This is a genomic window from Streptococcus sp. HJ1 (assembly GCF_052399005.1).
Taxonomy (GTDB): Bacteria; Bacillota; Bacilli; order Lactobacillales; family Streptococcaceae; genus Streptococcus.
In genome coordinates this window covers 1,122,003-1,148,195 of sequence record NZ_CP199005.1, presented here as the reverse complement: position 1 = coordinate 1,148,195, position 26,193 = coordinate 1,122,003, and the positions used below count along the sequence as shown (strand labels likewise).

General features: G+C 36.9%; 26 protein-coding genes. 24 read left to right on the top strand and 2 right to left on the bottom strand.

Going from position 1 to position 26,193, the window contains the following annotated elements:
* The first annotated feature begins 1 nt into the window (after window position 1).
* The 21 genes from ACT17O_RS05910 to ACT17O_RS05810 all read left to right on the top strand — a co-directional run bounded on the left by ACT17O_RS05910 (window position 2) and on the right by ACT17O_RS05810 (window position 19,756).
* A complete protein-coding gene (locus ACT17O_RS05910) occupies window positions 2-433 on the top strand; it encodes a GNAT family N-acetyltransferase (protein WP_444817227.1) in 432 nt (143 codons plus the stop codon).
* A 61-nt stretch (window positions 434-494) separates the two neighbouring features.
* Complete coding sequence (glyA, locus tag ACT17O_RS05905) at window positions 495-1,751, top strand: serine hydroxymethyltransferase (protein ID WP_444817226.1); 1,257 nt, start codon at window positions 495-497, stop codon at window positions 1,749-1,751.
* Window positions 1,752-1,758: 7 nt separating this feature from the next.
* Complete coding sequence (locus ACT17O_RS05900; protein ID WP_000356115.1) at window positions 1,759-2,733, top strand: nucleoid-associated protein; 975 nt, start codon at window positions 1,759-1,761, stop codon at window positions 2,731-2,733.
* Window positions 2,733-3,335, top strand: a complete 603-nt coding sequence (locus ACT17O_RS05895; protein WP_084881242.1) for a lysozyme family protein — start codon at window positions 2,733-2,735, stop codon at window positions 3,333-3,335. Before ACT17O_RS05900 ends, ACT17O_RS05895 begins: the two co-directional genes overlap by 1 nt.
* 86 nt (window positions 3,336-3,421) lie before the next feature.
* Window positions 3,422-4,396 carry a DUF1002 domain-containing protein gene (locus ACT17O_RS05890; RefSeq protein ID WP_001227373.1) on the top strand — a complete coding sequence of 325 codons (975 nt, stop codon included), beginning with the start codon at window positions 3,422-3,424 and terminating at the stop codon, window positions 4,394-4,396.
* Between the two features lie 74 nt (window positions 4,397-4,470).
* Window positions 4,471-5,832 carry a 23S rRNA (uracil(1939)-C(5))-methyltransferase RlmD gene (rlmD, locus tag ACT17O_RS05885; RefSeq protein ID WP_444817225.1) on the top strand — a complete coding sequence of 454 codons (1,362 nt, stop codon included), beginning with the start codon at window positions 4,471-4,473 and terminating at the stop codon, window positions 5,830-5,832.
* Between the two features lie 207 nt (window positions 5,833-6,039).
* A complete protein-coding gene (locus tag ACT17O_RS05880; RefSeq protein WP_000159607.1) occupies window positions 6,040-6,213 on the top strand; it encodes a hypothetical protein in 174 nt (57 codons plus the stop codon).
* Window positions 6,210-6,989 (top strand): replication initiator protein A, encoded by a 780-nt coding sequence (locus tag ACT17O_RS05875; RefSeq protein ID WP_444817224.1) that lies wholly within the window; start codon window positions 6,210-6,212, stop codon window positions 6,987-6,989. Before ACT17O_RS05880 ends, ACT17O_RS05875 begins: the two co-directional genes overlap by 4 nt.
* Before the next feature lie 98 nt (window positions 6,990-7,087).
* Complete coding sequence (dcm, locus tag ACT17O_RS05870; protein WP_444817223.1) at window positions 7,088-8,446, top strand: DNA (cytosine-5-)-methyltransferase; 1,359 nt, start codon at window positions 7,088-7,090, stop codon at window positions 8,444-8,446.
* A complete protein-coding gene (locus tag ACT17O_RS05865; protein ID WP_444817222.1) occupies window positions 8,430-8,879 on the top strand; it encodes a hypothetical protein in 450 nt (149 codons plus the stop codon). The genes dcm and ACT17O_RS05865 overlap by 17 nt, the downstream gene beginning before the upstream one ends.
* Complete coding sequence (locus tag ACT17O_RS05860) at window positions 8,872-9,252, top strand: hypothetical protein (protein WP_444817221.1); 381 nt, start codon at window positions 8,872-8,874, stop codon at window positions 9,250-9,252. The genes ACT17O_RS05865 and ACT17O_RS05860 overlap by 8 nt, the downstream gene beginning before the upstream one ends.
* A 12-nt stretch (window positions 9,253-9,264) precedes the next feature.
* The gene (locus ACT17O_RS05855) at window positions 9,265-9,498 is read left to right on the top strand and encodes a hypothetical protein (protein ID WP_050266763.1); all 234 of its coding nucleotides are present in this window, start codon (window positions 9,265-9,267) and stop codon (window positions 9,496-9,498) included.
* A 2-nt stretch (window positions 9,499-9,500) separates the two neighbouring features.
* Window positions 9,501-10,088, top strand: coding sequence for a CPBP family intramembrane glutamic endopeptidase (locus ACT17O_RS05850; RefSeq protein WP_444817220.1), 588 nt, complete (start codon window positions 9,501-9,503; stop codon window positions 10,086-10,088).
* Between the two features lie 333 nt (window positions 10,089-10,421).
* Window positions 10,422-10,721, top strand: a complete 300-nt coding sequence (locus ACT17O_RS05845; RefSeq protein ID WP_000869753.1) for a hypothetical protein — start codon at window positions 10,422-10,424, stop codon at window positions 10,719-10,721.
* Window positions 10,711-11,199, top strand: coding sequence for a hypothetical protein (locus ACT17O_RS05840; RefSeq protein WP_000093677.1), 489 nt, complete (start codon window positions 10,711-10,713; stop codon window positions 11,197-11,199). The genes ACT17O_RS05845 and ACT17O_RS05840 overlap by 11 nt, the downstream gene beginning before the upstream one ends.
* The gene (locus ACT17O_RS05835) at window positions 11,199-13,076 is read left to right on the top strand and encodes a VirD4-like conjugal transfer protein, CD1115 family (RefSeq protein WP_025170820.1); all 1,878 of its coding nucleotides are present in this window, start codon (window positions 11,199-11,201) and stop codon (window positions 13,074-13,076) included. Before ACT17O_RS05840 ends, ACT17O_RS05835 begins: the two co-directional genes overlap by 1 nt.
* 20 nt (window positions 13,077-13,096) lie before the next feature.
* The gene (locus ACT17O_RS05830) at window positions 13,097-13,339 is read left to right on the top strand and encodes a hypothetical protein (RefSeq protein WP_000627865.1); all 243 of its coding nucleotides are present in this window, start codon (window positions 13,097-13,099) and stop codon (window positions 13,337-13,339) included.
* Window positions 13,340-13,355: 16 nt separating this feature from the next.
* Window positions 13,356-14,210 (top strand): conjugal transfer protein TrbL, encoded by an 855-nt coding sequence (locus ACT17O_RS05825; protein WP_437195554.1) that lies wholly within the window; start codon window positions 13,356-13,358, stop codon window positions 14,208-14,210.
* Window positions 14,211-14,263: 53 nt separating this feature from the next.
* Complete coding sequence (locus tag ACT17O_RS05820) at window positions 14,264-14,623, top strand: PrgI family protein (RefSeq protein ID WP_437195556.1); 360 nt, start codon at window positions 14,264-14,266, stop codon at window positions 14,621-14,623.
* Window positions 14,574-16,931, top strand: a complete 2,358-nt coding sequence (locus ACT17O_RS05815) for a VirB4-like conjugal transfer ATPase, CD1110 family (RefSeq protein WP_444817219.1) — start codon at window positions 14,574-14,576, stop codon at window positions 16,929-16,931. The genes ACT17O_RS05820 and ACT17O_RS05815 overlap by 50 nt, the downstream gene beginning before the upstream one ends.
* An 11-nt stretch (window positions 16,932-16,942) precedes the next feature.
* Window positions 16,943-19,756 carry a phage tail tip lysozyme gene (locus tag ACT17O_RS05810; protein ID WP_444817218.1) on the top strand — a complete coding sequence of 938 codons (2,814 nt, stop codon included), beginning with the start codon at window positions 16,943-16,945 and terminating at the stop codon, window positions 19,754-19,756.
* A gap of 30 nt (window positions 19,757-19,786) precedes the next feature.
* Here the strand turns inward: ACT17O_RS05810 and ACT17O_RS05805 are convergent, their stop codons facing one another.
* Window positions 19,787-20,029 carry a hypothetical protein gene (locus ACT17O_RS05805; RefSeq protein ID WP_444817217.1) on the bottom strand — a complete coding sequence of 81 codons (243 nt, stop codon included), beginning with the start codon at window positions 20,027-20,029 and terminating at the stop codon, window positions 19,787-19,789.
* An 18-nt stretch (window positions 20,030-20,047) separates the two neighbouring features.
* Here ACT17O_RS05805 and ACT17O_RS05800 point away from each other — a divergent pair, with 18 nt between their 5' ends.
* On the top strand, window positions 20,048-20,614 hold the full coding sequence (locus tag ACT17O_RS05800) for a PBECR4 domain-containing protein (RefSeq protein ID WP_048768039.1): 567 nt from the start codon (window positions 20,048-20,050) through the stop codon (window positions 20,612-20,614).
* A gap of 890 nt (window positions 20,615-21,504) precedes the next feature.
* Here the strand turns inward: ACT17O_RS05800 and ACT17O_RS05795 are convergent.
* Window positions 21,505-22,467 carry a helix-turn-helix domain-containing protein gene (locus ACT17O_RS05795; protein WP_048768037.1) on the bottom strand — a complete coding sequence of 321 codons (963 nt, stop codon included), beginning with the start codon at window positions 22,465-22,467 and terminating at the stop codon, window positions 21,505-21,507.
* A gap of 227 nt (window positions 22,468-22,694) precedes the next feature.
* Here ACT17O_RS05795 and ACT17O_RS05790 point away from each other — a divergent pair, with 227 nt between their 5' ends.
* Together ACT17O_RS05790 and ACT17O_RS05785 are read left to right on the top strand one after the other, a co-directional pair.
* On the top strand, window positions 22,695-24,452 hold the full coding sequence (locus tag ACT17O_RS05790; protein WP_048768034.1) for an ABC transporter ATP-binding protein: 1,758 nt from the start codon (window positions 22,695-22,697) through the stop codon (window positions 24,450-24,452).
* A gap of 3 nt (window positions 24,453-24,455) precedes the next feature.
* On the top strand, window positions 24,456-26,180 hold the full coding sequence (locus ACT17O_RS05785) for an ABC transporter ATP-binding protein (RefSeq protein WP_125397712.1): 1,725 nt from the start codon (window positions 24,456-24,458) through the stop codon (window positions 26,178-26,180).
* Window positions 26,181-26,193 lie beyond the last annotated feature (13 nt).

Genomic DNA, 26,193 nt, shown 5'->3' with positions numbered 1-26,193 from the left:
GATGCTAAGAGATTTGCAAGAAACAGATGTGAATGCTATATGTGAGATTAACCAAGAGGCTTTGGGCTATTCTTTTAGTCCGGAGGACACAGCTAGTCAACTAGCTAGACTATCTCAGGATACCCATCATTTCCTACTTGGCTATGAGGATGCAGCCAGCCATGTCCTACTTGGATATGTCCATGCTGAAGTTTATGAATCCCTTTATTCCAAAGCAGGATTTAATATCTTAGGCTTAGCGGTTTCACCTCAAGCACAAGGGCAAGGTATTGGTAAAAGTTTACTGCAAGGGTTGGATAAAGAAGCCAAAAGACGGGGTTATGAGTTTATCCGCTTAAACTCTGCTGATCATCGTCTGGGTGCTCATGCATTTTATGAAAAAGTTGGTTATACTTGTGATAAAGTGCAGAAACGGTTTATTCGCATCTTTTAGTTTATTTTCTTTCTTGTAAAAACAAACTAAAGGACCAGTCACACTATAAAGGAGAAGACCTATGATTTTTGACAAAGACGATTTTAAAGCATACGATGCTGATCTCTGGAATGCTATTGCCAAAGAAGAAGAACGCCAACAAAACAACATTGAGTTGATTGCTTCGGAAAACGTAGTTTCCAAGGCTGTTATGGCAGCTCAAGGGTCTATCTTGACGAATAAATACGCCGAAGGTTACCCAGGACGCCGTTATTATGGTGGAACCGATGTAGTAGACGTGGTAGAAACTTTAGCTATTGAACGCGCGAAAGAAATTTTCGGGGCTAAATTTGCCAATGTCCAACCTCACTCAGGAAGCCAAGCCAACTGTGCGGCTTACATGGCCTTGATTGAGCCAGGTGATACCGTTATGGGGATGGATTTGGCAGCAGGTGGACACTTGACCCACGGAGCTCCAGTTAGCTTCTCTGGTCAGACCTACAACTTTGTTTCTTACAGTGTTGATCCTGAAACGGAACTCTTGGACTTTGATGCAATCTTGAAACAAGCCCAAGAAGTAAAACCAAAACTAATCGTAGCTGGTGCTTCAGCCTATTCTCAAATTATTGACTTCTCAAAATTCCGTGAAATCGCAGATGCAGTTGGCGCTAAGCTCATGGTCGATATGGCCCATATCGCTGGTTTGGTTGCAGCTGGTCTTCACCCTAGCCCAGTGCCATACGCTCATATCACTACAACAACGACCCACAAAACCCTTCGTGGACCTCGTGGTGGCTTGATTTTGACTAATGACGAAGAACTTGCTAAGAAAATCAACTCAGCTATTTTCCCTGGTATTCAAGGTGGTCCTTTGGAGCATGTTGTCGCTGCTAAGGCGGTTTCATTCAAAGAAGTTTTGGATCCAGCCTTCAAGGAATATGCTGCCAATGTCATCAAAAACAGCAAGGCTATGGTTGAAGTCTTCTTGCAAGACCCTGATTTCCGTATCATTTCTGGCGGTACTGAAAATCACCTCTTCCTTGTTGATGTCACTAAGGTTGTAGAAAACGGAAAAGTTGCTCAAAACTTGTTAGATGAAGTTAATATTACCCTAAATAAAAACTCAATTCCATACGAAACCTTGTCACCATTCAAGACAAGTGGGATTCGTATCGGATCTGCAGCCATCACTGCACGTGGATTTGGTGAAGAAGAAAGCCGTAAAGTGGCTGAACTCATCATTAAAACCCTTAAGAATGCAGAAAATGAAGCTGTCTTAGAAGAAGTGAGAAGCGAAATCAAAGCGTTGACAGATGCCTTCCCACTATACGAGGACTAATACTTTTATGGACATTTATATTAAGAAAGCTATTATCCATCAGTTCAGCCCAGATGATACTGAGTTGTTTCTAGCGGATAAGTTTCTCAATATCACTCCAAAAATCGAGGAATACCTACGCAAAAAAATCGAACGTGTGTATTCAGATGAAGCCAAGACTGGGATTTTCGAAGAAGAAAATCCCTTCTTCAATCACATCACAGATGATTTGTTGGAGACATCAGTAACACTGGCTAATCTCTGGAAAGAGGAGTTTAGCATTTCTGAAAATCTCAAGACCAATGACTTGGTTTTTGTTCAGTTTTCTAAAGAAGGCGTTGAACATTTTGCTTTCTTGCGAATTGCTCTACGTGAGACCTTGACTCACCTTGGTGGAGAAGTTGATAACCCAATCAAGCTAACTCAGAATAACCTACCTGGATTTGGAACGGGGGCTGACGAGGCCTTGGTCGTCAATCTTCAAAGTCGCAAGTATCATCTCATCGAAAAACGCATCAAGTACAATGGGACTTTCTTGAATTATTTTTCAGAAAATCTGCTAGCTGTTGCCCCTAAGATTTCGCCAAAGAAATCCATCAAGGAACTAGAAAAAACGGCCCAGAGAATTGCTGAGTCCTTTAACACAGATGATTTTCAATTTCAATCCAAGGTCAAATCAGCGATTTTCAACAATCTTGAAGAAAGCAATGAACTGTCACCTGAAAAATTGGCTAATGACCTTTTTGATAACAATCTGACAGCTCGTTTGAGCTTTATTGATCAAGTCAAGGAAGCCGTACCAGAACCAGTCCAGTTTGATGAAATTGATGCCAGTCGTCAGCTCAAGAAATTTGAAAACCAAAAACTTTCCTTGTCAAATGGAATTGAACTCATCGTTCCAAATAATGTTTACCAAGATGCAGAGTCTGTTGAGTTTATCCAAAATGACAATGGAACCTATTCTATCTTAATCAAAAATATCGAGGATATTCAAAGTAAATAATGTTTAAATTTATAAGAAGAGTGCTTGTGCTAGCAGTCTTCCTTTTCGCAGGATACAAAGCTTATCATATCCATCAGGATGTTAAACAAGTCATGACCTACCAACCCATGGTTCGAGAAATCTTGAGCGAAAGAGATACTCCAGCCAATGAAGAGTTGGTGCTCGCCATGATTTATACCGAAACGAAGGGAAAAGAGCGGGATGTTATGCAGTCTAGTGAGTCTGCTAGTGGCGCTACCAATACCATCAAAGACGATGCCTCTAGTATTCGCCAAGGGGTACAGACTTTAACAGATAATCTCTATTTGGCACAGAGCAAAGGAGTAGATGTCTGGACCGCCGTTCAAGCCTATAATTTTGGACCTGCCTATATCGATTTTATCGCTCAGAATGGCAAGGAAAATACTCTGGCCCTAGCCAAGCGTTACTCCCGAGATACGGTCGCTCCTATCCTTGGCAATACCACTGGAAAGACCTATACCTATATCAACCCCATTTCTATCTTTCACGGAGCCGAACTCTATGAGAATGGTGGAAATTATTACTACTCGAGACAGGTCCGCTTCAATCTCTATATCATGAAATTCTTTAATTTCTTCTAAACATCTGGTTTGACCAGGTGTTTTTCACTATAAGCTTTCTTTAAGATTGTTTTATTAACCTAGAAAGGTAAAGGAGGGAATATCCCATGAGAAAGAAATTCTTTCTAACAAGTGCTGCAATATTGTGGGCCGCAACAGCTATGACGAGTGTCCACGCAGCAACTGATGTTCAAAAAGTAATCGATGAAACCTATGTACAACCCGAATATGTCCTAGGTTCTTCTCTATCTGAAGACCAGAAAAATCAAACTCTTAGCAAACTTGGCTATGACGCATCAAAAGACACCAAAGATATCAAAACCATGACACCTGATATCTATTCGAAAATTATGAATGTGGCTAATGATGCTAGTCTACAGCTCTATTCATCAGCCAAGATTCAAAAGCTAGGTGATAAGTCGCCTCTAGAGGTAAAGATTGAAACGCCTGAAAATATCACCAAGGTGACGCAGGATATGTACCGTAACGCTGCAGTGACACTGGGAGTGGAGCATGCCAAAATCACAGTTGCAGCACCTATTCCAGTTACAGGAGAGAGCGCCCTAGCAGGGATTTACTACTCGTTAGAGGCCAATGGAGCTAAAGTACCACAAGCCAATAAAGACTTGGCCCAAGAGGAGCTAAAAGCTTTATCCGATATTAATGCTGAAAACAAGGACAAGTCAGGTTACGATGCCAATAAACTCAATGTCGCCTTGGCAGATATCAAGGCAGGAATCGCAAAGGCAAAAGAAGCCAAAGGTAATCTGACAGAAGAGGATGTTCGCAAAATTGTAGAAGACACGCTAAAAAACTACAAACTCGATCAGGTTATAACAGGAAACCAGGTCAATATCATCATCAATTTTGCACTTAACCTCTCAAAGAGTGACATTTTGAACAATGCTGATTTCACCAAAACCCTAAATGACCTCAAGGAAAGTATTGTATCCCAAGCTGGAGATAGCTTTAAAAATATAAACCTCAACTTTGATGCCAATAAAGCGCTAGAAGACGGGGGCAACTTCTTTAGCTCCCTTTGGCAAGCCATTGTCAACTTCTTCAAGAGTTTTGGTGCTTAGGTCATTTCATGATATAATAGATGGTAACAGAAATGTTGCCGTCTTTTTTTGTCGGCCGATAGAAAGTGAAAAATATGTTAAAGAAAAATGATATTGTAGAAGTTGAAATTGTCGATTTGACCCATGAAGGTGCTGGGGTTGCTAAGATAGAAGGTTTGGTTTTCTTTGTAGAAAATGCTCTACCAACTGAGAAAATTCTCATGCGAGTCCTTAAGGTCAATAAAAAGATTGGCTATGGGAAAGTTGAGGAGTACCTTACTTACTCTCCACATCGTAACCAAGATCTTGACCTAGCTTATCTGCGTTCAGGTATCGCTGATTTGGGGCATCTTGCCTATCCAGAGCAGCTTAAGTTCAAAACCAAGCAAGTCAAAGACAGTCTCTACAAGATAGCTGGCATTACCGATGTAGAAGTTGCTGAAACGCTTGGTATGGGAAATCCTGTCAAGTACCGAAATAAGGCTCAGGTGCCCGTTCGTCGAGTGAATGGTGTCTTGGAAACTGGTTTTTTCCGTAAAAATTCGCATGACCTCATGCCTATTGAAGATTTCTTTATCCAGGATCCTGTTATTGACCAAGTCGTAGTAGTTCTACGCGATTTGCTTCGTCGTTTTGATTTAAAACCTTATGACGAAAAGGAACAGTTTGGCTTGATTCGAAATCTTGTGGTGCGACGTGGGCACTATTCAGGGCAAATCATGGTCATTTTAGTAACAACTCGTCCGAAAGTTTTCCGAGTGGAGCAATTGATTGAACACCTTATCAAGCAGTTCCCAGAGATGGTGTCTGTCATGCAGAATATCAACGACCAGAATACCAATGCGATTTTCGGCAAGGAGTGGAAGACTCTTTATGGTCAAGACTATATTACGGATCAGATGTTGGGAAATGACTTCCAAATCGCTGGCCCAGCCTTTTACCAGGTCAATACAGAAATGGCAGAGAAGCTCTATCAGACAGCTATCGACTTTGCGGAGTTAAGAGAAGATGATGTGGTGATTGATGCCTACTCAGGGATTGGAACGATTGGATTATCCGTTGCCAAGCATGTCAAAGAAGTCTACGGTGTTGAAGTGATTCCAGAAGCAGTTGAGAATAGCCAGAAGAACGCTGCATTAAACAATATCACAAATGCCCATTATGTCTGCAATACAGCTGAAAATGCCATGAAGAACTGGCTCAAGGAAGGTATCCAACCAACCGTCATCTTGGTTGACCCACCACGCAAGGGCTTGACCGAGAGTTTTATCAAAGCAAGCGCTCAAACAGGAGCAGACCGCATTGCTTATATCTCTTGTAATGTCGCAACCATGGCGCGTGATATCAAATTCTACCAAGAGTTGGGATATGAATTGATGAAAGTCCAGCCGGTTGATCTGTTTCCTCAAACGCACCACGTGGAGTGTGTAGTGTTGCTACAACGAAAAAAAGGGTGAAAATCCTTGATTTCAAGCTATTTTACAAGCATTTTGTCTTTGTAGATAAAGGCAATTTTGACATCAAAAAAGTCCTAAAAAGGCACATAGATGTAAATGTATTTGTAGATATCGTTTGCGTATCGGAAAAATGAATACAACAATAAATATTTATCTAAGGAGAGAACAATTGAATATTGTTCTCTTTTTTTATATTCAGGAGGGAAAATGACAAAAGAATTACAATCATCACGCTATATTGTCATTTCATTTTTAGTACGTGAAATGGGAATTGACATTGTTGAAGCCATCAGTCTTATGGCTGAATTAGAAAAAAGTGGCTTGGTTCGATTGGAATCAAGCGGAGATTTAATACTCAAAGAACTTGGAGGAGCGCTATGAAACGAATTACCGAAAATCAATACCAAACTTCAGAACGGTATTATAAATTACCTAAAATTCTTTTTGAGGATGAGAAATATATGGATATGAAACTAGAAGTAAAGGTAGCTTATTCTATTTTAAAAGATCGTTTAGAATTATCTCTCAGTCGTGGTTGGATAGACGAAGAAGGCTCGGTTTATTTAGTATTTTCTAATTCTAAACTGATGAGGCTGTTAGGTTGTTCGAAGTCAAAATTACTGTCCATCAAAAAGATTCTTAAAGAATATGACTTAATTGATGAAGTGCAACAGTCTTCAAGTGAGAAAGGAAGACTAGCTAATAAGATTTATTTAGGGGAATTATCTTCTACCCCAGTAAGTAATTCAAACAGGCCTAGTGTTAAAAAAGGACTAGGGCAGGTTGAAAATGAAACGGGCCCCGTCTCACATCCAGCCCCTAGTGAGACTGAAGTTAGTGAGACTAAATATAGTGAGACTGATTCTTTATTTATTGAGGATGAGGAAGAGAGGAACTCTCAACCTATCTTGAAAAGGAAAGTAGAAAAGGTCACAAAATATGATCGAGATTATATTTGGGGATTGGTACAAGAACAATTTAGACGAGAAGGTTTTTCTGAAACAGCCAGTGAAATTGCTATGACTGATTTTGAGAGAATCTATCAGTATGCTCTAGATAATGTTCACTTTGTTAGACGTGCGGAAGTGCTTGCTGAATTTGTGTTTAATGGCCTATATTCCGTTTGGAATAACCGTGTTAGAAAAGGAGGTGGTTAAATGTCGCCAATCGAGTGGATATTAGTTATGCTCATTGTCATTTCAAGTGGAGTGACAGTTCTGACAATGATAGTCGATAAGAAAGGGGTAATCAAGAAATGAGATTTATTGATTTATTTTCAGGTATCGGTGGCTTTCGACTTGGAATGGAAAGTGTCGGACACGAGTGTATTGGATTTTGTGAGATTGATAAATTTGCTAGAGAATCTTATAAGTCCATTTTTCAAACGGAAGGAGAAATAGAATTTCATGATATACGAGATGTTTCAGATGACGAATTTAAAAAACTTAGAGGAAAAGTCGATGTCATCTGTGGGGGATTCCCTTGTCAAGCATTTTCAATCGCAGGAAGACGATTGGGATTTGAAGATACTAGAGGAACTTTGTTCTTTGAAATTGCTCGGGCGGCCAAACAAATCCAACCACGTTTTCTTTTTCTTGAAAATGTTAAAGGCCTACTCAATCACGATAAGGGACGGACGTTCACCACAATTCTTACCACACTTGATGAATTGGGGTTTGATGTTGAGTGGCAGGTGCTTAACAGTAAGGATTTTGGCGTTCCCCAAAACAGAGAGAGGGTGTTTATTATCGGACATTCTAGAAAGAAAGGTACCAGACTCCTATTTCCTTTCAGACGAGAAGGTCAAGCAACTAACTCTGAGACTTTAAAAACACTTGGGAATTTGAATCCATCAAAAAGTGGAATGAGTGGTAAAGTCTATTATTCAGAAGGTCTTGCGCCAACCTTAGTTCGTGGAAAAGGAGAAGGATTTAAAGTTGCGATTCCTTGTATGACACCAGATAGATTAGACAAGAGACAAAATGGTAGACGCTTTAAGGAAAACCAAGAGCCAATGTTTACTTTAAATACTCAAGATCTCCATGGTATTATCGTTGTTGGAGATTTACCAACTAGCTTTAAGGAGACAGGTCGCGTCTATGGCAGTGAGGGTTTATCTCCAACATTGACTACAATGCAAGGTGGAGATAAAATCCCTAAAATACTGATTCCAGAACCAATCCAATTTCTAAAAGTACGGGAAGCAACGAAAAAAGGATATGCTCAAGCAGAAATAGGAGATTCCATCAATTTGGAAAGACCAAGTTCTCAGTATCGTCGAGGTAGAGTTGGAAAAGGTATAGCGAATACGTTAACAACTAGTGGACAAATGGGAGTAGTAGTTGCTAGCTATGAAGGAGAAGATAAACAAATTTATCATGTAGCCGGTGTCTTAATAGATGGGCAATTTTACCGTTTGAGGATACGAAGAATCACCCCTAAAGAGTGTTTTCGACTACAGGGCTTTCCTGATTGGGCTTTTGAAGCTGCTAGAAAAGTCTCTAGTAATAGTCAACTCTATAAACAAGCTGGTAATAGTGTAACAGTTCCTGTGATTGCCGCAATCGCAAAGAAATTAAAAGAAATAGAGGAAAAAGATGAAAGCATTAAATAAAGAATCAATACTAGATTGTGATGAATTAGAAACAGAATTACATGATGCAGAAATCAAACAGCTGGATGAACAATTATTTTTGATGCCCAATTATCCATGTGAGTTTGAAGTGACATTCTTAGATGATTACCATAAAAAACACAACTACCCACTATTTTATGAATCCTATCTTCAAAACGTTATGGAATTCCTTGAAAGTCAAGACATAAAGAATGGACTTGATGCCTTTGTAGATGATCATCAAAATCTCGTTTTTATTTTATATGGACAAGGCTATCGAGCAGAGGGGAAAGAGGGAATACTTACAACCCAAGTAACTGTAAAGGCTTATGATGAAGACAAGAAATCAATTAACTTCTCACATTCATTAGATTCCTTAGTCGTCTCAGAATATCAAATGGAATCAAATTTGTTGGAGGTCTCCCATGATTGATCTCTATCTAAGTAAAAATAGCCAAAGAAATCAACTTCTTTTAGACTTCTTCCAAAACTATGGCATCGAGGTATCTTGTCATTCAGTTTCTGAAATGACAAAGGATAAATTAATTGAGATGATGAGCTATTCTTCAGATTGTTTTGAGTTTTTATCTCCCAATTTATTACGATTTAAGAACCGTGACAATCTAAGATTAACGGATTTCGTTGAGATGATTTTAAAAAATCCTGAACTAAGCATCAGACTTCCTCTTGCGGTTTCAAATAAGCGAGTTTATCCAAATCTGAATTTGGAAGAGGCTAGAGCTTTATTGCCAAGAGATACGAAACAATTGATTTACATGGCACAAACACATTATTTATCTAACTAAAGGAGAAGCAATATGGCTGAACGATTTTGGGAGAACTTGTCCATTATTTTGGCTGAAAGAAATATCAGCTGGATTGAGTTAACCAGAAAAATGTTTGCGGGAGAGTTTCACTATCCAAGTGAATTGAATCGTTTGTATCAAAAGATTCGCCACTATAAGATGGAACAACGAATGCCTCAAAGTTCATGGGTAGAAAGGATTGTGCAGGTATTAGATTTAGATTATGAAGATTTATTTCGGAGGTAACTATGAAAAGAATAATTCCAGTTTATATATTTCAACAAGTAAATGTCCTATTGGTATCCCTATACTTACTGAAATTTCTTTGTATCGGTGAGTTAACTATACTACAGGTTCTCTATGGAGCGTCGCTCATTTCTTTTTTATGGATGTATGGTCAACGTAAACAAGCGCATAAGATCGATATGAAATCTAGGATGAAATGGCTTGGTATTGGATTAGTAAGCCTAATGATTATAAGTCTATGTTTTAGCCTAATCCATGCTCAAGGAACCACGAATCAAGCAAACTTAATTGGGCTTCAACATCAAGTTCCCTGGTTTTCATTTTTATTGTTTTTAATCAATGCGAGTATGGTTGAAGAATTTCTGTATCGAGAAATCTTATGGAAGCTGGTCAGAAAATTAGACATCAGAATTGCCTTGACAAGTGTTTTGTTTGCCTTAGCTCATCATCCAGGGACTACTCTAGCTTGGTGTTTGTATGTTTCATTGGGAATGTTTTTAGGGATGGTTCGCTATAAATCGGACTTATGGGGAAGTATGGGGCTACATTTGGTGTGGAACCTACTAGTTTATAGTTTGCTGCTTTTTTAGACCAAATTAGCTTGGTTTAGGGAAATGAAATGCTAACATTATGTAACAATGTTAGTCTTTTATTTCAAAATCTTTGTTTAGTATGAATTTAGCTCTACAGGAAAATAAAAAATGTGATAAAAATTTCAACTACTCTTATCTATAATAAAGCTACCTGTTCTTTGAAAATTGAATTCACTCCGTCTTGATTAGCGTGCCTGTGTAAGTAGGGACTGAGAGTATTTCCCTGTGAAGGGCAACTGGCACAAGACGTGTGTGAGAATTTTCTAACAGACACGGAGTTTATCGTTACCAGACTTAAACGATGCGACAAACTAGATAAAGGAGTTAATCATGAAGGTAGTAAACTTGTATGATTTGAAACAAATGGGAAATAAAGGTGGTTGTACCATCCAATTGATTCATCACTTTCCTTTTGGTATGGGCTTAGGACATCTCAAAAAAGACTACATTGAATTTAAACGTGTTGGTATCTTTGATGGAAAAGCAGTAGAAGTTACTCTTCGAGAACCTTATTCGAGAGATCTACTGCAGGTTGTCAAGTCGATTAAGCAACGTCAGAAATTGATAGCTTATCGTTATAAAGAAGGAAAGCTGCTATTTGTGAAGAAGGAGGCCTCAGATGTCCTCTGAACAACAGGAACGAATGGCAGTTCAATATGCAGAGCGTAGTCTTTTATTTACTGTCAAAAGTCTCTTAAAGATTCTAGAATGGTCTAGACGTCAGGCTTTAGCACAGGATTCCGCCTATAAGATAGGGGTGCAGAAATTAGAAGAATTGCTACAATCTCCTTATTCGATTGACACGATTAATCTGAAAAAAGATTTTTTAGACAAACCAATTGATATAGAGAAATTTAAAGCTTTTTTAGAAAAAGAAGAGATTCCTTTAGCCATCGCTTGGCAAGGGGATTCTCTACATTTCTATACGAAAGACCGTTCGATTCTAGACAATCATTTAGACCATCTGCTAGAAAAAATGGTTAATGATCCGGAGAAATTAGCTGATTTTACTATGGATAAGTCATTAGACGATGCAATTGATGAGGCGAAATCCCAAATTACCTTTAGACAAGAAGGGGCCGTCAAACAGAAAGAGATGGTGAGATGATGTACAGTGGAAAGAAATTCCTACTATTCTCACTGTTAGGCATCTTACTAGGCTATCTTTTTCATCGTTTGACGCTTTTGTATGATTCCTATACTGGAAATAGCTTAAATAAATGGACTCATCTTCTGATGGAGGGTCAAGATGAAGTTCTTCAGTCGCCATGGAATATTTCTTTTACTGGAAAATCAAGTGCTTTTTTTCTACTAGGCTTTGTGATGATGCTGCTGGTTTATCTCTATTTAGAGACTGGAAAAAAACAATACCGAGAAGGGGTAGAATACGGGAGCGCCCGTTTTGGAACTCTAAAAGAAAAGAAGCTCTTTTACGGTAAGGAATTTTCTCATGATACGATCTTAGCACAAGATGTTCGTCTGACATTATTAGATAAAAAACCAGCCCAATATGATAGGAATAAGAATATTGCGGTGATTGGAGGTTCAGGAAGTGGGAAGACATTTCGCTTTGTGAAACCCAATCTGATTCAGATGAATAGTTCTAATATTGTAGTTGATCCTAAAGATCACTTGGCCGAAAAAACAGGCAAACTCTTTTTAGAACATGGCTACCAAGTAAAGGTGTTAGATTTAGTCAATATGAAGAACTCAGATGGCTTCAATCCTTTTCGCTATATAGAGACAGAAAATGATTTGAATCGCATGCTGACGGTTTATTTCAATAACACCAAAGGCTCTGGCTCCCGTAGTGATCCATTTTGGGATGAAGCTTCTATGACTTTGGTACGAGCTTTAGCCTCTTACTTGGTCGATTTCTATAACCCACCTAAAACAAGAGAACAGCTCATAGAAGAAAGTCGTTTAAGTCAAAAGGAATACCAAAACTTGTTGAAACGTCAAAAAAAAGAAGTGGAAGAGCGAAAAAAACGAGGGCGTTATCCAAGTTTTGCTGAAATCTCAAAACTCATTAAACACTTATCCAAGGGTGAAAACCAAGAAAAAAGTGTCTTAGAAATTCTATTTGAAAATTATGCTAAAAAGTATGGAACTGAAAATTTTACCATGCGAAATTGGGCAGATTTTCAAAATTATAAGGATAAGACTCTGGATTCTGTTATAGCTGTAACCACTGCTAAATTTGCCCTCTTCAATATTCAAAGTGTCATGGATTTGACCAAAAGAGATACCCTTGATATGAAGACATGGGGCAAGGAAAAATCAATGGTTTACTTAGTTATCCCAGATAACGATAGTACCTTTCGCTTTCTTTCAGCCCTCTTTTTTTCAACAGTATTTCAAACTCTAACAAGACAAGCAGATATTGATTTTAAGGGGCAATTACCTCTTCATGTGAGAGTCTACTTAGATGAATTCGCAAATATCGGAGAAATCCCAGATTTTGCTGAACAAACCTCAACAGTCCGTTCTCGGAATATGAGTCTCGTTCCTATTCTGCAAAATATTGCTCAACTTCAAGGACTCTATAAAGAAAAAGAAGCTTGGAAAACTATTCTTGGGAACTGTGATAGCTTAGTCTACTTAGGTGGTAATGATGAAGATACTTTTAAATTTATGAGTGGGTTACTCGGTAAACAAACCATTGATGTTCGAAATACTAGTCGTTCCTTTGGCCAAACAGGTTCAGGATCCCTTTCTCATCAAAAGATTGCTCGTGATTTAATGACACCTGATGAAGTCGGAAATATGAAACGGCATGAATGCTTAGTTCGAATTGCCAATATGCCTGTCTTTAAAAGCAAAAAGTACAATTCAACTAAGCATCCAAACTGGAAGTACCTTGCCAATCAAGAAAACGATGAACGGTGGTGGAACTATCAGATCAATCCTTTGAATCAAAGTCAGGAAAATCATCTTGAAGGCCTTAGAATTCGTGATTTAACTTTTGAATCTAGTTTAAAATAAAAATAGAAAAGAGGAAATAGATGATTACGCATTTTAAAGGTTTTGTTTATGGAGTAGACGCAAGTGCTATGTTTGCACAAGCTATGTCTTTGTTACAGAAGGGATTGATTGCAGTTGGTGCCTTTCTCGTTGTTGTGGGGATTGTCAACCTTGCAACCAACATTAAAGATGGTGGACCAGGTGTTCGGAATGCCATTCTTGAAATTGTCGGTGGAGTTATGGTAGGGGCTGCTGGAGCCTTTGTAACCCAGATTTCTATTTAGGAGGATCAACAATGACATGAATCTTAGTTTAGTCTCACCCTTTGTTTATCTTGCATCTGAAAAAATATCAGCTGAAAATTTATTTGAAGGATTTAATGTAGATTTACAATCTACGGTAGATTTGATTAAATCTCTATCTAGCTACAATCCAACCGTTTGGACTTATATGTCTAGTATTACTAAAAGTGTCATGCAGCCTCTTGGAGTTGCGATTTTATCAGTTGTCCTCATCTTAGAATTTTCGAAGATGGCAAAGAAAATTGCTAACTCAGGAGGAGCGATGACCTTTGAAGCATTAGCGCCGATGTTGATTAGTTATATTATGGTCGCAGTTGTAATTACTAACACTACCGTAATTGTAGAAGCCATCATCGGGATTGCGAGTCATGCCATTGAACAAGTGGCCTCGATTGTGGCTCACGGTGGGGCAAAGTATGATACAATCTCTGGAATAAAAGGTTCAGGCTTTATTGGCCGGATGATTGTGGGCTTTTTCGCCCTCCTCATTTGGCTTGTTCGGATAGTAAGTGCAGCCATGGTCAATCTTTTGGTATCTATTCGATTTATTCAACTCTACCTTATGATTCCATTTGCCCCTCTTACGATTCCAACATTTTTAAGTGATGAGTGGAAGTCTATTGGTATTGGCTATTTAAAAAATATTATGGTCTATGCGGTACAAGGGGTTCTTATTTTTCTGATTGTTTCTCTTGTTCCTTTGTTTGAATCTGCTGGGAAAATAGCTGTTTCAAATGGTGCAGGAGTCTTGCAATCACTTGCGATTATGTTTGGTAGTTTGGTACAAGCTATCTTACTGATTATTGCCCTCGTTGGTTCTCAACGTACGGCTCGCTCAATCTTAGGTATGTAATTAGATAAAGGCTAGGAAGTGAATGCTTCTTAGCCTTTTTAGAAAGGAAAGTCATGAATACACGAGTCTTTAAAGACATCTCAAAATACCAACATAGGGCTTGGTTAGGCTTCACTACAAGGCAAATCATCTTTGTCCTACCAGCCTTTATTGTCACAATTATTGTTTTAGGTTTGAATCTCTTTTTCTGGCAATTTGGAGATTGGTTTGTTTACGGTTTTGTGTTTGCTTTTACCATTCCCCTCATGCTTTTTGGAGTCTATAAACCCAATGATTTATATTTTGAACATTATTTGAAATACCGTCTTCATTTTGAATTAACGGTTCCCCTACGCACAATTACAGGAAAGAAAGGACCTGAATATGAAAAGAAAATCAAATACATTAAAGAAACAAAAAACTTCAATGACTAATAAAAAGGAAGAAGTTAAAGGTAAAAAAGAGGAAGTGTTACCCTCTACAGCGAATAGCCTTGCCTATCAAGCCCTGTATCAAAATGGTCTAATGCAGGTAAAAGAAGATTATTTCTCACAAAGCTACTTACTTGGGGATGTCAATTATCAAACTGTTGGTTTAGAAGATAAGGGCGCTATCATTGAGAAGTATTCTGATTTGATTAACTCCCTAGATGACCAAACCAACTTCCAATTGACTATCTTTAATAAAAGATTGAATTTAGAAAAGTTTAGACAAAGTGTTTTGTATGAGGAAAAAGAAGATGGGTACGATACCTATCGTAAAGAATTGAATCGAATGATGAATCGGAATTTAGACAGTGGTGAAAATAACTTTTCAGCTGTGAAACTGATTACCTTTGGTAGAAAGGATTCTAACCCCAAACAAGCCTATCGTTCCCTGTCCCAAATAGGAGAATATTTCAAGAGTGGTTTCTCAGAAATTGATGCTCGATTTGAATCCTTGGCTGGAGAAGAGCGTGTCAACTTGTTGGCGGATATGCTAAGAGGAGAACACCATCTTCCTTTTTCTTACCGTGATTTAACGAGATCTGGTCAGACAACTCGTCACTTCATAGCGCCTAATCTCTTGGATTTTAAAAACAAGAATTACCTACAAATCAATGACCGATTATTGCAGATTGTCTATGTGAGAGACTACGGCATGGAATTAGGTGATCAGTTTATTCGAGACCTCATGCAAGGAGATTTGGAATTGATTGTAAGCCTCCATGCTCAAAGTTCGACCAAGGCGGATGCCATGAAGAAACTACGAACAAAGAAGACCTTGATGGAATCCCAAAAGATTGGGGAACAACAAAAATTAGCTCGTACAGGTATCTATTTGGAAAAAGTAGGCCATGTTCTAGAAAGCAATATCGATGAAGCTGAAGAACTTTTAAAAACCATGACCGAGACAGGAGATAAACTATTTCAAACGGTCTTTATGATTGGGGTCTTTGGCCAGAATGAAGAAGAACTCAAACAAGCCCTAGACACGATCCAACAAGTGGCAGGCTCAAATGACCTAATGATTGATAAACTACCATATATGCAAGAAGCAGCCTTTAATAGTTTGCTACCATTTGGTTGTGATTTTTTAGAGGGAGTATCACGGAGTTTATTAACGTCCAATATAGCAGTGAACTCACCTTGGACTTCAGTAGATTTACAAGACCGTAGTGGGAAATATTACGGTATCAATCAAATCTCAAGCAATATTATTACTATTGATCGAAGCCTATTAAATACACCGTCTGGTCTGATTTTAGGAACATCAGGAGCTGGGAAAGGGATGGCAACCAAGCATGAAATTATCACGACCAAAATCAAGGAATCTGGTGAAAATACTGAAATTATCATCGTGGATCCAGAAGCAGAATACAGTGTCATTGGACGAGCTTTCGGTGGAGAAATGATTGATATTGCGCCAGATTCCCAAACTTATCTCAATGTCCTTGACTTGTCTGAGGAAAATATGGATGAAGATCCTGTAAAGGTAAAATCAGAATTTCTTTTATCCTTTATCGGCAAGTTATTGGATAGAAAAATGGATGGCAGAGAAAAATCGATTATCGACCGAGTCACCAGACTCACCTATCAGTCATTTAAAGAGCCTTCTTTGGAAGAATGGGTCTTTGTCTTGAGCCAACAACCAGAAGAAGAAGCGCAGAATTTGGCACTTGATATGGAACTGTATGTCGAAGGTTCTCTGGATATTTTTTCTCATAAGACCAATATTCAGACAGGATCTAATTTCTTGATTTATAACGTTAAGAAGTTAGGAGATGAGCTGAAACAAATCGCCCTTATGGTTGTTTTTGATCAGATATGGAATCGTGTCGTTCGGAACCAAAAATTAGGGAAGAAGACCTGGATTTATTTTGATGAAATGCAACTTCTTTTATTAGATAAATATGCCAGTGATTTCTTCTTTAAATTGTGGAGTCGTGTCAGAAAATATGGAGCCAGTCCGACTGGGATAACCCAAAATGTCGAAACCTTATTGTTAGATCCAAATGGTAGACGAATTATTGCTAATAGTGAATTTATGATTCTCCTCAAGCAAGCGAAAAATGACCGAGAAGAACTGGTTCAACTCTTAGGCTTGTCAAAAGAACTCGAAAAATACCTAGTCAATCCAGAAAAAGGGGCAGGACTGATAAAAGCTGGTTCCGTTGTTGTTCCCTTTAAAAATAAGATTCCTCAAGGTACACAATTGTTTGATATCATGAGTACGGATCCTGATAAAATGGCTTCTAATTAAGGGGAAGGTAAATGAAGGATAAAAGAGAAATCATACGTGCCCGAAAGGCATTTAGAAGAATTCTAAAAGATGAGAAGAAATTCTTGAAACAAGGAAAGAAGGAGGTGAAGAAACAGAAAAAAGATTCCGCTGTACTGGATGAAAAAGCATGGAAAAAAGAGATAAAGCAAAAGCTAGAGGAGATGAGAGAAGCTTCAAAGGCTAGAGTAAAACAAGCAAATGAAGACTACAATCATATTCTTCAAAATAGTCCTCCATCTCTGTTGAATCGAAAAGAATTAAGAGACAGACGATTGCCTCATGCTAGGAAACGATTGAAAATAGCCAAGGAGCAATTTAGAGAAGCCAAGGTACAAGCAAAAGAAGAAAGAAAGGAGAGTCGTAAAGAAAGAAAAACCAATCAAAAATTTCTTTATGGTCAGGAATCGAAACAACAATCTAATTTTTTCTTTCAAGGGAAGAGTTTAGAAGAATTAAAAGCTAAGAAAGAAGTCAAGGCCGCAAAAGAGAATCTAAAATCTACTAAACAAGCCTATAAGTCCAAAAAAGTCAGTAGGAAAGCCAAAACCTTTCTCTATGTCTTTGGACGTGAAGGGGGAGAGTTAGCTTCAGAAAATGAAGATTTAGAAGGCTATCGCACGCTTCAAGAGACTATCAGAAAAGGAAAACGCTACAGTCGGCTTTCTTGTAACATTGGGAAAGCTAGTGTCAAAACAGGACAAGCAACAGGTCGTTTTACCAAAAAAAGACTGACCAACACAAAAGAGCGATATCATCATTTTAAGGCCGGAAAAGGATGGAAACTAGCGAAAGATAACCCAAGTTCCTTTAAAAATCGGTTTCGAAAATTAAAGAAACAAGGTCTTACAAGTGTCCGAAGTATCTATCAAAAACTAAAAGCAGCCTTTTCCTTCTTTACATTTGCGGCTGGAAATCCTGTAACCTGGATAGTTGGAGGAATAGTCTTTCTTCTTTTACTTATAATGAGCTTCTTTTTAGGATTTTCATCTGCTAGTTTGATTCAACAAGATGAATTTGAATTAACAAAAGCTTATACCCACCTAACTTGGGAAGACGCAGAACATACTCGTACAAATGAAAAAGGAATTACCTATTACACAAAAGTAGATGATGTGATGGGGTATATGAACTTTAAATTCCATGACTATGAGTTACATAAAACAGTTCACTTATTTAGTTCAGAAACTTACAAGGATTATCTATCTACTTTGTGGCATGATTTAAACGATGGGGAAGATTTGAAATCCATGCAAGACCTCTATGAAACTCCTAAGTATAAACTATCGAAAGACGATCAAGAGGAAATAAAGGAACTAAAAGAAGAGGGTGTGTATGCTTCCATGCAGGAATTGGACAATCCATTTGAGGGGAAAAGTAACGAAGATAGTTTAACCATGACTTATCGTTATGGATACTATGATTTAGACGGCAAACCTAGCCTTCAGGAGTACATTCTACTAGAAGCGAAGGCTCACCAAAGGATTGTCGCACCAATGGATGGTGTTGTATCTCTAGACGGAGATAATGTTATTCTCACTAACGGAAAAGGAGAGAATGAGAGTCGCTTAACCTTATATTCCATTCATAATGGCCGTGCGATTGAGGGGACAAGAGTTCTAACGGGTGATGTTATAGGTGAAACACCAGATGATACAGGTTTGAAAGTTTCCTACCAAAAGTATAAGAATAAGAAAGAAAAATTGGTGTATGTCAATCCGCAATTTTATTTCCCAAAAGTCATTCAACTTCAGACTACTATCTTACCTGCCATTGGTCAGTTTGGTGGGGATGAGTTTGAACGAGCAAAACATATTTATGAGTTTTTGAAATCTCAAGGGGCAAGTCCCCAAGCCATTGCGGCAATTTTAGGAAATTGGTCGGTAGAGTCTTCTATTAATCCTAAACGTGCTGAAGGGGATTATTTATCTCCTCCTGTTGGCGCTACCGATTCCTCATGGGATGATGAAGCGTGGTTAGCGATTGGAGGTCCAGCCATTTATAGTGGTGCTTATCCTAATATCCTTCATAGAGGTTTGGGGTTAGGTCAATGGACAGATACTGCAGATGGTTCAACACGTCATACAGCTTTATTAAATTATGCACGCAGCCAAAATAAGAAGTGGTATGATTTAGACCTACAACTTGATTTTATGCTTCATGGGGATAGCCCTTACTATCAAAGTTGGTTAAAGGATTTCTTTGGAAATACGGGCAGTGCAGCCAATCTTGCCCAACTCTTTCTCACTTATTGGGAGGGAAATTCTGGTGACAAACTACTGGAAAGACAAACCAGAGCAACGGAATGGTATTACCAAATTGAAAAAGGATTTAGCCAAACAAACGGAGGACAAGCAAAGAGTGACCCGCAATCCCTTGAAGGTGTTCGTGGGGACTTGTATGATCATTCTGTTCCTGGTGGTGGAGATGGTATGGCCTATGCCTATGGACAATGTACATGGGGTGTTGCGGCTCGTATGAACCAGTTAGGATTAAAGCTAAAAGGTAGAAATGGAGAGAAGATTTCAATCATTAATACCATGGGAAATGGTCAGGACTGGGTTGCGACAGCTTCAAGTCTTGGTGGGGAAACAGGCTCTACACCAAGAGCAGGTGCTATTGTTTCTTTTGTAGGAGGTACACATGGCACACCAGCAGACTATGGTCATGTGGCCTTTGTAGAGAAGGTCTATGATGATGGTTCTTTCCTCGTGTCAGAGACAAACTATGGTGGTAACCCTAACTATACCTTTAGAAAAATCTCGCAAGCAGATAGTGCCATCAGTTTTGCCTATACGACGAAATAAAGAAGTTGATACTTGAAATTTTAACAATTTTCAGGTAGAATAAATAGTGTAGATGAGTGGTCGGCTCATGGTCAATCTGATAGTAATCTTGGACGTAAGGGCCAAGCGGTGGCGGACACCAGAACGAAATCCGATAGCAATCTTGGACGTAAGGGCCAAGCGGTGGCGGACACCAGAACGAAATCCGATAGCAATCTTGGACGTAAGGGCCAAGCGGTGGCAGACACCAGAATAAACCGACTGACTAGGTGGCTTACAGACTCTGTAAACCACCTTTTTTGTGAGGGAAATATGGCAAATTCTAGAGATTATCGTAATCCAAATTACACCGAAAAAATAAAACTTCAGCGTTTTTTTACTCAGTTACAAATTGCGGCTTCTTTTTTTAAAGAACACTTTGTTGGCAAAATCATGTATTATGAAACGGAAATAGAAAGTGTTGAACTTCATTTTTCACCTACTAATTTCATGCACCTATGTGGTGTTGATTACCGAAAAGGTGCAGGCAGTTTCTTTGACGATTGTTTAAATAGACATGTCATAATTGATGAGTTGAAAATAAAAAATGATGGAACCACGATGCAAAAGTTACAAGTTTTAGGATCTATTGAGGAGTTATTGGGAAAGCATGTTCATCTAACTGGTTCAGGACGTTATTTGTATTTGGAGTTTGATTATGCTCTACGTACAAGAAAACAGATACTAGCATTAACATTGAAAGAGACATCAAGGAAAATTGTTCCTCAATCTTTATTAGATTTGAAGAGAAAGACAGTATTTCCAGAAGGTCAAAAAGTAATTTCAATTTACTCAAAACATTTACAAACGTCGGAACTTTTTTATTATTTAAAAGATTAGTTTACATATCTTTTGTGGTATAAAACATATTTTTATCATTATAAGGAGAACGCAGTTTTGGCTCGTTCTTTTTTTGTTGATGATATGCTCCAAACAACCTACACTAGATTGGATATGAAATAGTTTGTGATTACATAATTTATCTTCAGGGATGTTATGGACATTATCTCAATTTCTGTTATGATAGACATCTCTAACAATTTCCGTTATAACAGACATTGACTTACAAAGTATTTCTTTTCTGAACATATTAGCGTTATAATATAAATGCAGTGTTACACTGTAGAATATTAAGAAAATAGGATACTATAGGTTTAAACTAAATGTGTAAGATAAATAGTTGGATTAGTAAAAGTTTCAAGTCTGATAAGAACAATATTACATTTCATACAACTGAATGTATATATTTTATAAGAGAGAGGGATGCTTGATTGGGGAAAATCATTCAAAATACAGTTATAAAGATTTTAATAAGAATGAAAGTGTGATTTTTCTTTTTCAATAATCTTCTAAATGTATTAAAATCAAGCTTTCCACTTATGTATTCTGCTAATAAACTTCAATACATTTCAATAGATTTTCAAAATTTGGTGGGGATTTTTATTATACTTTGTACGAGCTTTTCAATACCCTATCCCAACCTTTAAAATCCCCTAAGTTATTTACTCAAGGGATTTTTTATCTGCTTTTTTCATACTCAAACAGTCAGTCTAACTGTTTGATTTTCTTTGTGACTAACTCCCTAAAAATAGTAGAATTAGCTACTTTACTGATTTTACAAGATAATAACAAGACCTAAACATATAATTTATTTAGGTTTACCAATTATGACTTTAACATTTTCCAATAAGGTCTAACTCAACCGTCCCCAAAGTTAAATCCTTATGTATTTAATCAGAAAGATTATTTTTCGCATATTTTTTTATGTCTTTGGGATAAAATCCCTTATATTTTTTGAAGCATGTACTAAATTTACTGTGAGAGGAATATCCTACAGCCTCTGCTATATCTTGAATTTTAAGGGTAGAGTTCAGTAGGAGTAATTCCGCCATATTCATTCTCCGTCTTTGAGTATATTCTGTAATTGTACATTGATATTTTTGCTTAAATAACTTTTTTAGTTTTGTGCCGCTCATAGTGGATATTTTTTCTAAAGTATCCTGTGAGATAGATGTTGCATAATGATCGTCTATATAATTGGCGACATTTTTCAAAGCCTCATCATCGGCAATAGATAGTGGATTGCTGTACTTATTTAAAAAAGAGTCTATTGTAATACTTAACCATTCCTTTGCCTTTGACTCAAAAAAGATTTCAGCAGCAGGAGATGCCATCTTGCAATTAAGGATATCTTTTGCGATTCTTTCTAAAGGCTTGTTTATTATAATGCTGGTATTAAAAAATAAATCTTCATAGTTACAGACTTTATTCTTATAAGAGGACAGGCATTGCTCTATCATGGACTGATTGAAATTTATACCGATTCCTAAATAAGGAGAGTTTTTGTGAAGTATAATCCTATAGTCTTTAGAATTTTTTGTATTTATAATATAAAGTGAATTTGAAGAAAGATTTTGATAAGGATTAAAACATTCACCGTTTGCTGTAACTAAATAAGATAAATAAAGGGAATAGAAATTATCCAAACCAGAAAAACTTGTATGGATAATTTCTTTTTTTATGAAAACATCATGAATATCAATAGTGAAATTATCGCCCTCGTAAAACCAATATATGCCTTCTGCATTATCCGTGCTAAAACGGAATTCATGTCCTACAGTGGAGTATTTTGTATTATCGATAGATTCATCTGTAGAAAAAAAGTTTTTAACAAAGTTATAAAAATCACTCATATTATACCTCCGTGCTTTATATTTTATCCCGAATAGACATTATCCCGAATAGACTTATTTAACCATATCTAATTGATTGAAATCCTCATTTATTATATAATAAACAGTAAATAAAAACAAGAAAAACTTTGCGTATTGCAAAAAAGTTTGAAAACAAGACTCTATAATCAGTCTAAAAAGGCTATTTATAGGGTTTGCTAATTTTAAGAAAAAGGAGGAATTGTTCAGTGAAGAATAAGAAGAAATCAATACTGAAAAGACTAATGCCTTACGGTGGTAAAAAAAGTTTTTTACTCTATATTGCTATGGTTATGTCTGCTGTATCAGGTGTCATGGTTTTGATGCCTATGGTATATATTCATAGAATTGTAAATAACTTAATTTTAAATGGGATGGTGAATTTTGATTATGTAAAGGAAAATTCAATTTATGCAGCAGTCTTTGCCGGTCTGGGGCTATTCATATACCTAATAGGTTTAATTTTATCCCATATTTTTGCATTTGAAGTGGAAGATAACATTATTAAGACTTCCGTAACAAAACTAATAAACAAACCGCTTGGGTATTTCGATGACAAAGAAAGCGGAAGGATAAGAAATGTAATTGTGTCCGGAGCGTCTGAAACCCATTCTTTTTTAGCGCATCAACTTCCTGATATGGCGATGACCATTATATCGCCAATCGTCCTGCTTGTATTTTTCTTCGTGTTTAACTGGAAGTTAGGACTTGCCAGTATGATACCGATGATTATCGGTATGACATTGATGTCATCTATGATGACAGCCGAAACAAAAAAAATGAAAGATGAGTATTATGCAGGACTTTCCAATTTATCTTCTCAGACAGTGGAATATGTTCGAGGAATTCCTGTTGTTAAAACATTTGCACAAAGTGTTGAGAGCTTTGATAAGTTATATTCGTTAATCATAAAAGTAAAAGACAATGTACTTAAGCTTACTATGAGTTATACGAATAAAATGTCGTGGTTTGAAACCGTTTCTACATCGACGGCATTTTTCTTGGTACCTGTGGCATTACTCTTAATAAAATTTAATGGAAACTTATCTAATGTAGTTGCAGATTCTGTTATTTACTTCCTAATAGGACCGGCATTTGCTACTTTTATTATGAGAACTGCGACGATTACACAATCCAGTTATTTTGCGGAACTTGCTTTAGATAAAATTGAGAATATACTTGAGTTTGATGATTTTGTTTATGGAAATAAAACAAGTTCTGATGTTGGGATAGAGTTTAAAAATGTAAGCTTTTCTTATGAAGATGAAAATGTATTAGACGATATTTCATTTAAGGTGAATAAAGGAGAACGAGTTGCTTTAGTCGGATCGTCAGGCAGTGGTAAAACTACTATAGCAAGGCTTGCTGCACGATTTTACGATATTAAAACAGGTGAAATTTATATTGGAGGAATTAATATAAAAGATTTTGAAAAAGAGGCTTTAATGAGAAAAATTGCTTTTGTTTTTCAAAACTCTAAACTATTTAAAATGAGTTTAAGAGATAATCTTTTAATCGGAAAGCCTGATGCAACTAATGAAGAAATTGACAATGCCTTAATCAATTCAGGGTCTAAAGATATTATTGAAAATTTAGATAAAGGACTTGATACTGTTTACGGAACTAAAGGCACATATTTTTCAGGAGGAGAAGCTCAAAGGATTTCTATAGCGAGAGCTTTTTTGAAAGATGCAGATATTATCATTTTAGATGAAGCTACAGCCTTTGCAGATCCTGAAAATGAACATTTGATTCAAGAGTCTTTTAAGAAGCTATCAAAAAGCAAGACAACATTGATGATTGCTCATAGATTATCTACAGTAATAGATGCGGACAAGATTCTCGTTATTGATAAAGGGAAAATTGTAGAAGAAGGCAAGCATGCAGATTTAATAGATATAAATGGGCATTATAAAAAGCTTTGGGATGAATATCAGAAATCCGTAAATTGGAAGATAGGAGGTTAAAATATGGTTTCTTATTTTATGAAAAAATATGCGATGTCAGAAAAAGGCGCTCTTAACTTAAAAAAAGCCATATTTTCACACACGCTTGTTAATTTAACTAAATTGTTCGCACCAATGATCGGTTTTATGTTTCTGTTTCAGTATATAGGCATTTTAAAAAGTATTGAGAGCTACAATTTTACTTCTGTTCATTATATTGCACTAATTGTAGTAATGATGATTGTGATGTTCTTAATAGCGAGGTGGGATTATGTAAGACTTTACACCAATGTGTACAACGAGAGTGCAAATTCAAGAATTGAGTTAGCGGAAAGGTTAAAGAAATTACCTCTTTCTTATTTTGGTAAAAGAGATTTGGCAGACCTTGCGGAAACCATGATGAATGACATGAACTTATATGAAACAATTTTCTCTCATGCTGTACCTCAGATATATTCAACGGCTATATCCACAAGTATTATTGCTTTAATGCTTATCTTCTATAATTGGAAACTTGCACTTGCAGCCCTTTGGGTAATTCCCATTTCTATTTTGATTATATTTTTATCAAAGAAAAGTCAGAAAAAAATAGTACAGGGCTGGATAGATGATAATCGTAAGGTTTTCGATAATCTACAGGAAAATATAGAGCAGATAGAGCAAATAAAATCTTACAACTTAGAAGATAGGGTGTTAAATGATTTTTTTGAAAAATTAAATGCATCCACAAAACAGAAAACGAAAGGTGAAGTTGTTGCCGGAACACTTACAGGAATAGCTGCTGCAATTTTAAAGCTTGGAATTATAAGTGTTGCCGTTATCGGCGTCAACATGCTTATGGCAGGGGAGGTAAGTGTGCTGGTTTATATCGCATTTTTAATGCTTACAGCAAGTATTTATCTTACTATAGAAGGAATAATCACCTTTATGTCAATGATAGTTATTCTTGATGCGGTTGTAGGGAGAATAAAGGAAATAAAGACCATGCCTGTTCAAGAAGGCAAAAAAGATATTGAAATTAAAAATTACGATATTGAGTTCAAGGATGTTTATTTTGGATATGATGATTATTCTGTAATAAATTGTGTGAGCTTTACTGCAAAACAGGGTGAAATCACTGCGCTAATCGGTTCAAGCGGAAGCGGAAAAACAACTCTCACCAAGCTTGCTGCAAGATTTTGGGATATAGATAAAGGAAAGATTTTGATAGGGGGAGAGGACATCGGTAAAATTGATCCGGAAACACTCCTTAAAAATTTCTCTATCGTTTTCCAAGATGTTACTCTTTTTAATTCAAGCATAAAAGATAATATAAAAATCGGTAAAAAAGATGCTACAGATGAAGAGATTATAAGAGCGGCTAAAATAGCTAGATGTTATGAATTTATAGACAAAATGCCGGATGGAATAGATACAGTAATAGGTGAAAACGGACAAAGACTTTCAGGCGGAGAAAGACAAAGAATCTCAATAGCAAGGGCAATACTAAAAGACGCACCAATCATATTGCTTGATGAGGCTACAGCATCTCTGGATGTTGAAAATGAAAGTCTAATTCAAGAGGCTTTATCTGAACTTATAAAAGAAAAAACGGCAATTGTTATTGCTCATAGATTAAGAACAATAAGAAATGCAAACAAAATCGTTTTATTAAATGCCGGAAAAATAGAAGCGATAGGGACAGATGAAGAACTTTGTAAAAGCTCGGAATTTTATAAAGCAATGCTTAGAAAATCAAATATTCAGTGAAAACTTATTTAGA

What these genes read in the sequence shown, in the direction of transcription:
- ACT17O_RS05810 (WP_444817218.1), top strand. Translation starts at nt 16,943, where the DNA reads ATGAAGGATAAAAGAGAAATCATACGTGCCCGAAAGGCATTTAGAAGA.
- ACT17O_RS05795 (WP_048768037.1), bottom strand. Translation starts at nt 22,467, where the DNA reads ATGAGTGATTTTTATAACTTTGTTAAAAACTTTTTTTCTACAGATGAA.
- ACT17O_RS05825 (WP_437195554.1), top strand. Translation starts at nt 13,356, where the DNA reads ATGAATCTTAGTTTAGTCTCACCCTTTGTTTATCTTGCATCTGAAAAA.
- ACT17O_RS05910 (WP_444817227.1), top strand. Translation starts at nt 2, where the DNA reads ATGCTAAGAGATTTGCAAGAAACAGATGTGAATGCTATATGTGAGATT.
- ACT17O_RS05895 (WP_084881242.1), top strand. Translation starts at nt 2,733, where the DNA reads ATGTTTAAATTTATAAGAAGAGTGCTTGTGCTAGCAGTCTTCCTTTTC.
- dcm (WP_444817223.1), top strand. Translation starts at nt 7,088, where the DNA reads ATGAGATTTATTGATTTATTTTCAGGTATCGGTGGCTTTCGACTTGGA.
- ACT17O_RS05815 (WP_444817219.1), top strand. Translation starts at nt 14,574, where the DNA reads ATGAAAAGAAAATCAAATACATTAAAGAAACAAAAAACTTCAATGACT.
- ACT17O_RS05845 (WP_000869753.1), top strand. Translation starts at nt 10,422, where the DNA reads ATGAAGGTAGTAAACTTGTATGATTTGAAACAAATGGGAAATAAAGGT.
- ACT17O_RS05865 (WP_444817222.1), top strand. Translation starts at nt 8,430, where the DNA reads ATGAAAGCATTAAATAAAGAATCAATACTAGATTGTGATGAATTAGAA.
- ACT17O_RS05835 (WP_025170820.1), top strand. Translation starts at nt 11,199, where the DNA reads ATGTACAGTGGAAAGAAATTCCTACTATTCTCACTGTTAGGCATCTTA.
- ACT17O_RS05860 (WP_444817221.1), top strand. Translation starts at nt 8,872, where the DNA reads ATGATTGATCTCTATCTAAGTAAAAATAGCCAAAGAAATCAACTTCTT.
- ACT17O_RS05890 (WP_001227373.1), top strand. Translation starts at nt 3,422, where the DNA reads ATGAGAAAGAAATTCTTTCTAACAAGTGCTGCAATATTGTGGGCCGCA.
- rlmD (WP_444817225.1), top strand. Translation starts at nt 4,471, where the DNA reads ATGTTAAAGAAAAATGATATTGTAGAAGTTGAAATTGTCGATTTGACC.
- ACT17O_RS05785 (WP_125397712.1), top strand. Translation starts at nt 24,456, where the DNA reads ATGGTTTCTTATTTTATGAAAAAATATGCGATGTCAGAAAAAGGCGCT.
- ACT17O_RS05855 (WP_050266763.1), top strand. Translation starts at nt 9,265, where the DNA reads ATGGCTGAACGATTTTGGGAGAACTTGTCCATTATTTTGGCTGAAAGA.
- ACT17O_RS05830 (WP_000627865.1), top strand. Translation starts at nt 13,097, where the DNA reads ATGATTACGCATTTTAAAGGTTTTGTTTATGGAGTAGACGCAAGTGCT.
- glyA (WP_444817226.1), top strand. Translation starts at nt 495, where the DNA reads ATGATTTTTGACAAAGACGATTTTAAAGCATACGATGCTGATCTCTGG.
- ACT17O_RS05820 (WP_437195556.1), top strand. Translation starts at nt 14,264, where the DNA reads ATGAATACACGAGTCTTTAAAGACATCTCAAAATACCAACATAGGGCT.
- ACT17O_RS05800 (WP_048768039.1), top strand. Translation starts at nt 20,048, where the DNA reads ATGGCAAATTCTAGAGATTATCGTAATCCAAATTACACCGAAAAAATA.
- ACT17O_RS05850 (WP_444817220.1), top strand. Translation starts at nt 9,501, where the DNA reads ATGAAAAGAATAATTCCAGTTTATATATTTCAACAAGTAAATGTCCTA.
- ACT17O_RS05840 (WP_000093677.1), top strand. Translation starts at nt 10,711, where the DNA reads ATGTCCTCTGAACAACAGGAACGAATGGCAGTTCAATATGCAGAGCGT.
- ACT17O_RS05900 (WP_000356115.1), top strand. Translation starts at nt 1,759, where the DNA reads ATGGACATTTATATTAAGAAAGCTATTATCCATCAGTTCAGCCCAGAT.
- ACT17O_RS05880 (WP_000159607.1), top strand. Translation starts at nt 6,040, where the DNA reads ATGACAAAAGAATTACAATCATCACGCTATATTGTCATTTCATTTTTA.
- ACT17O_RS05875 (WP_444817224.1), top strand. Translation starts at nt 6,210, where the DNA reads ATGAAACGAATTACCGAAAATCAATACCAAACTTCAGAACGGTATTAT.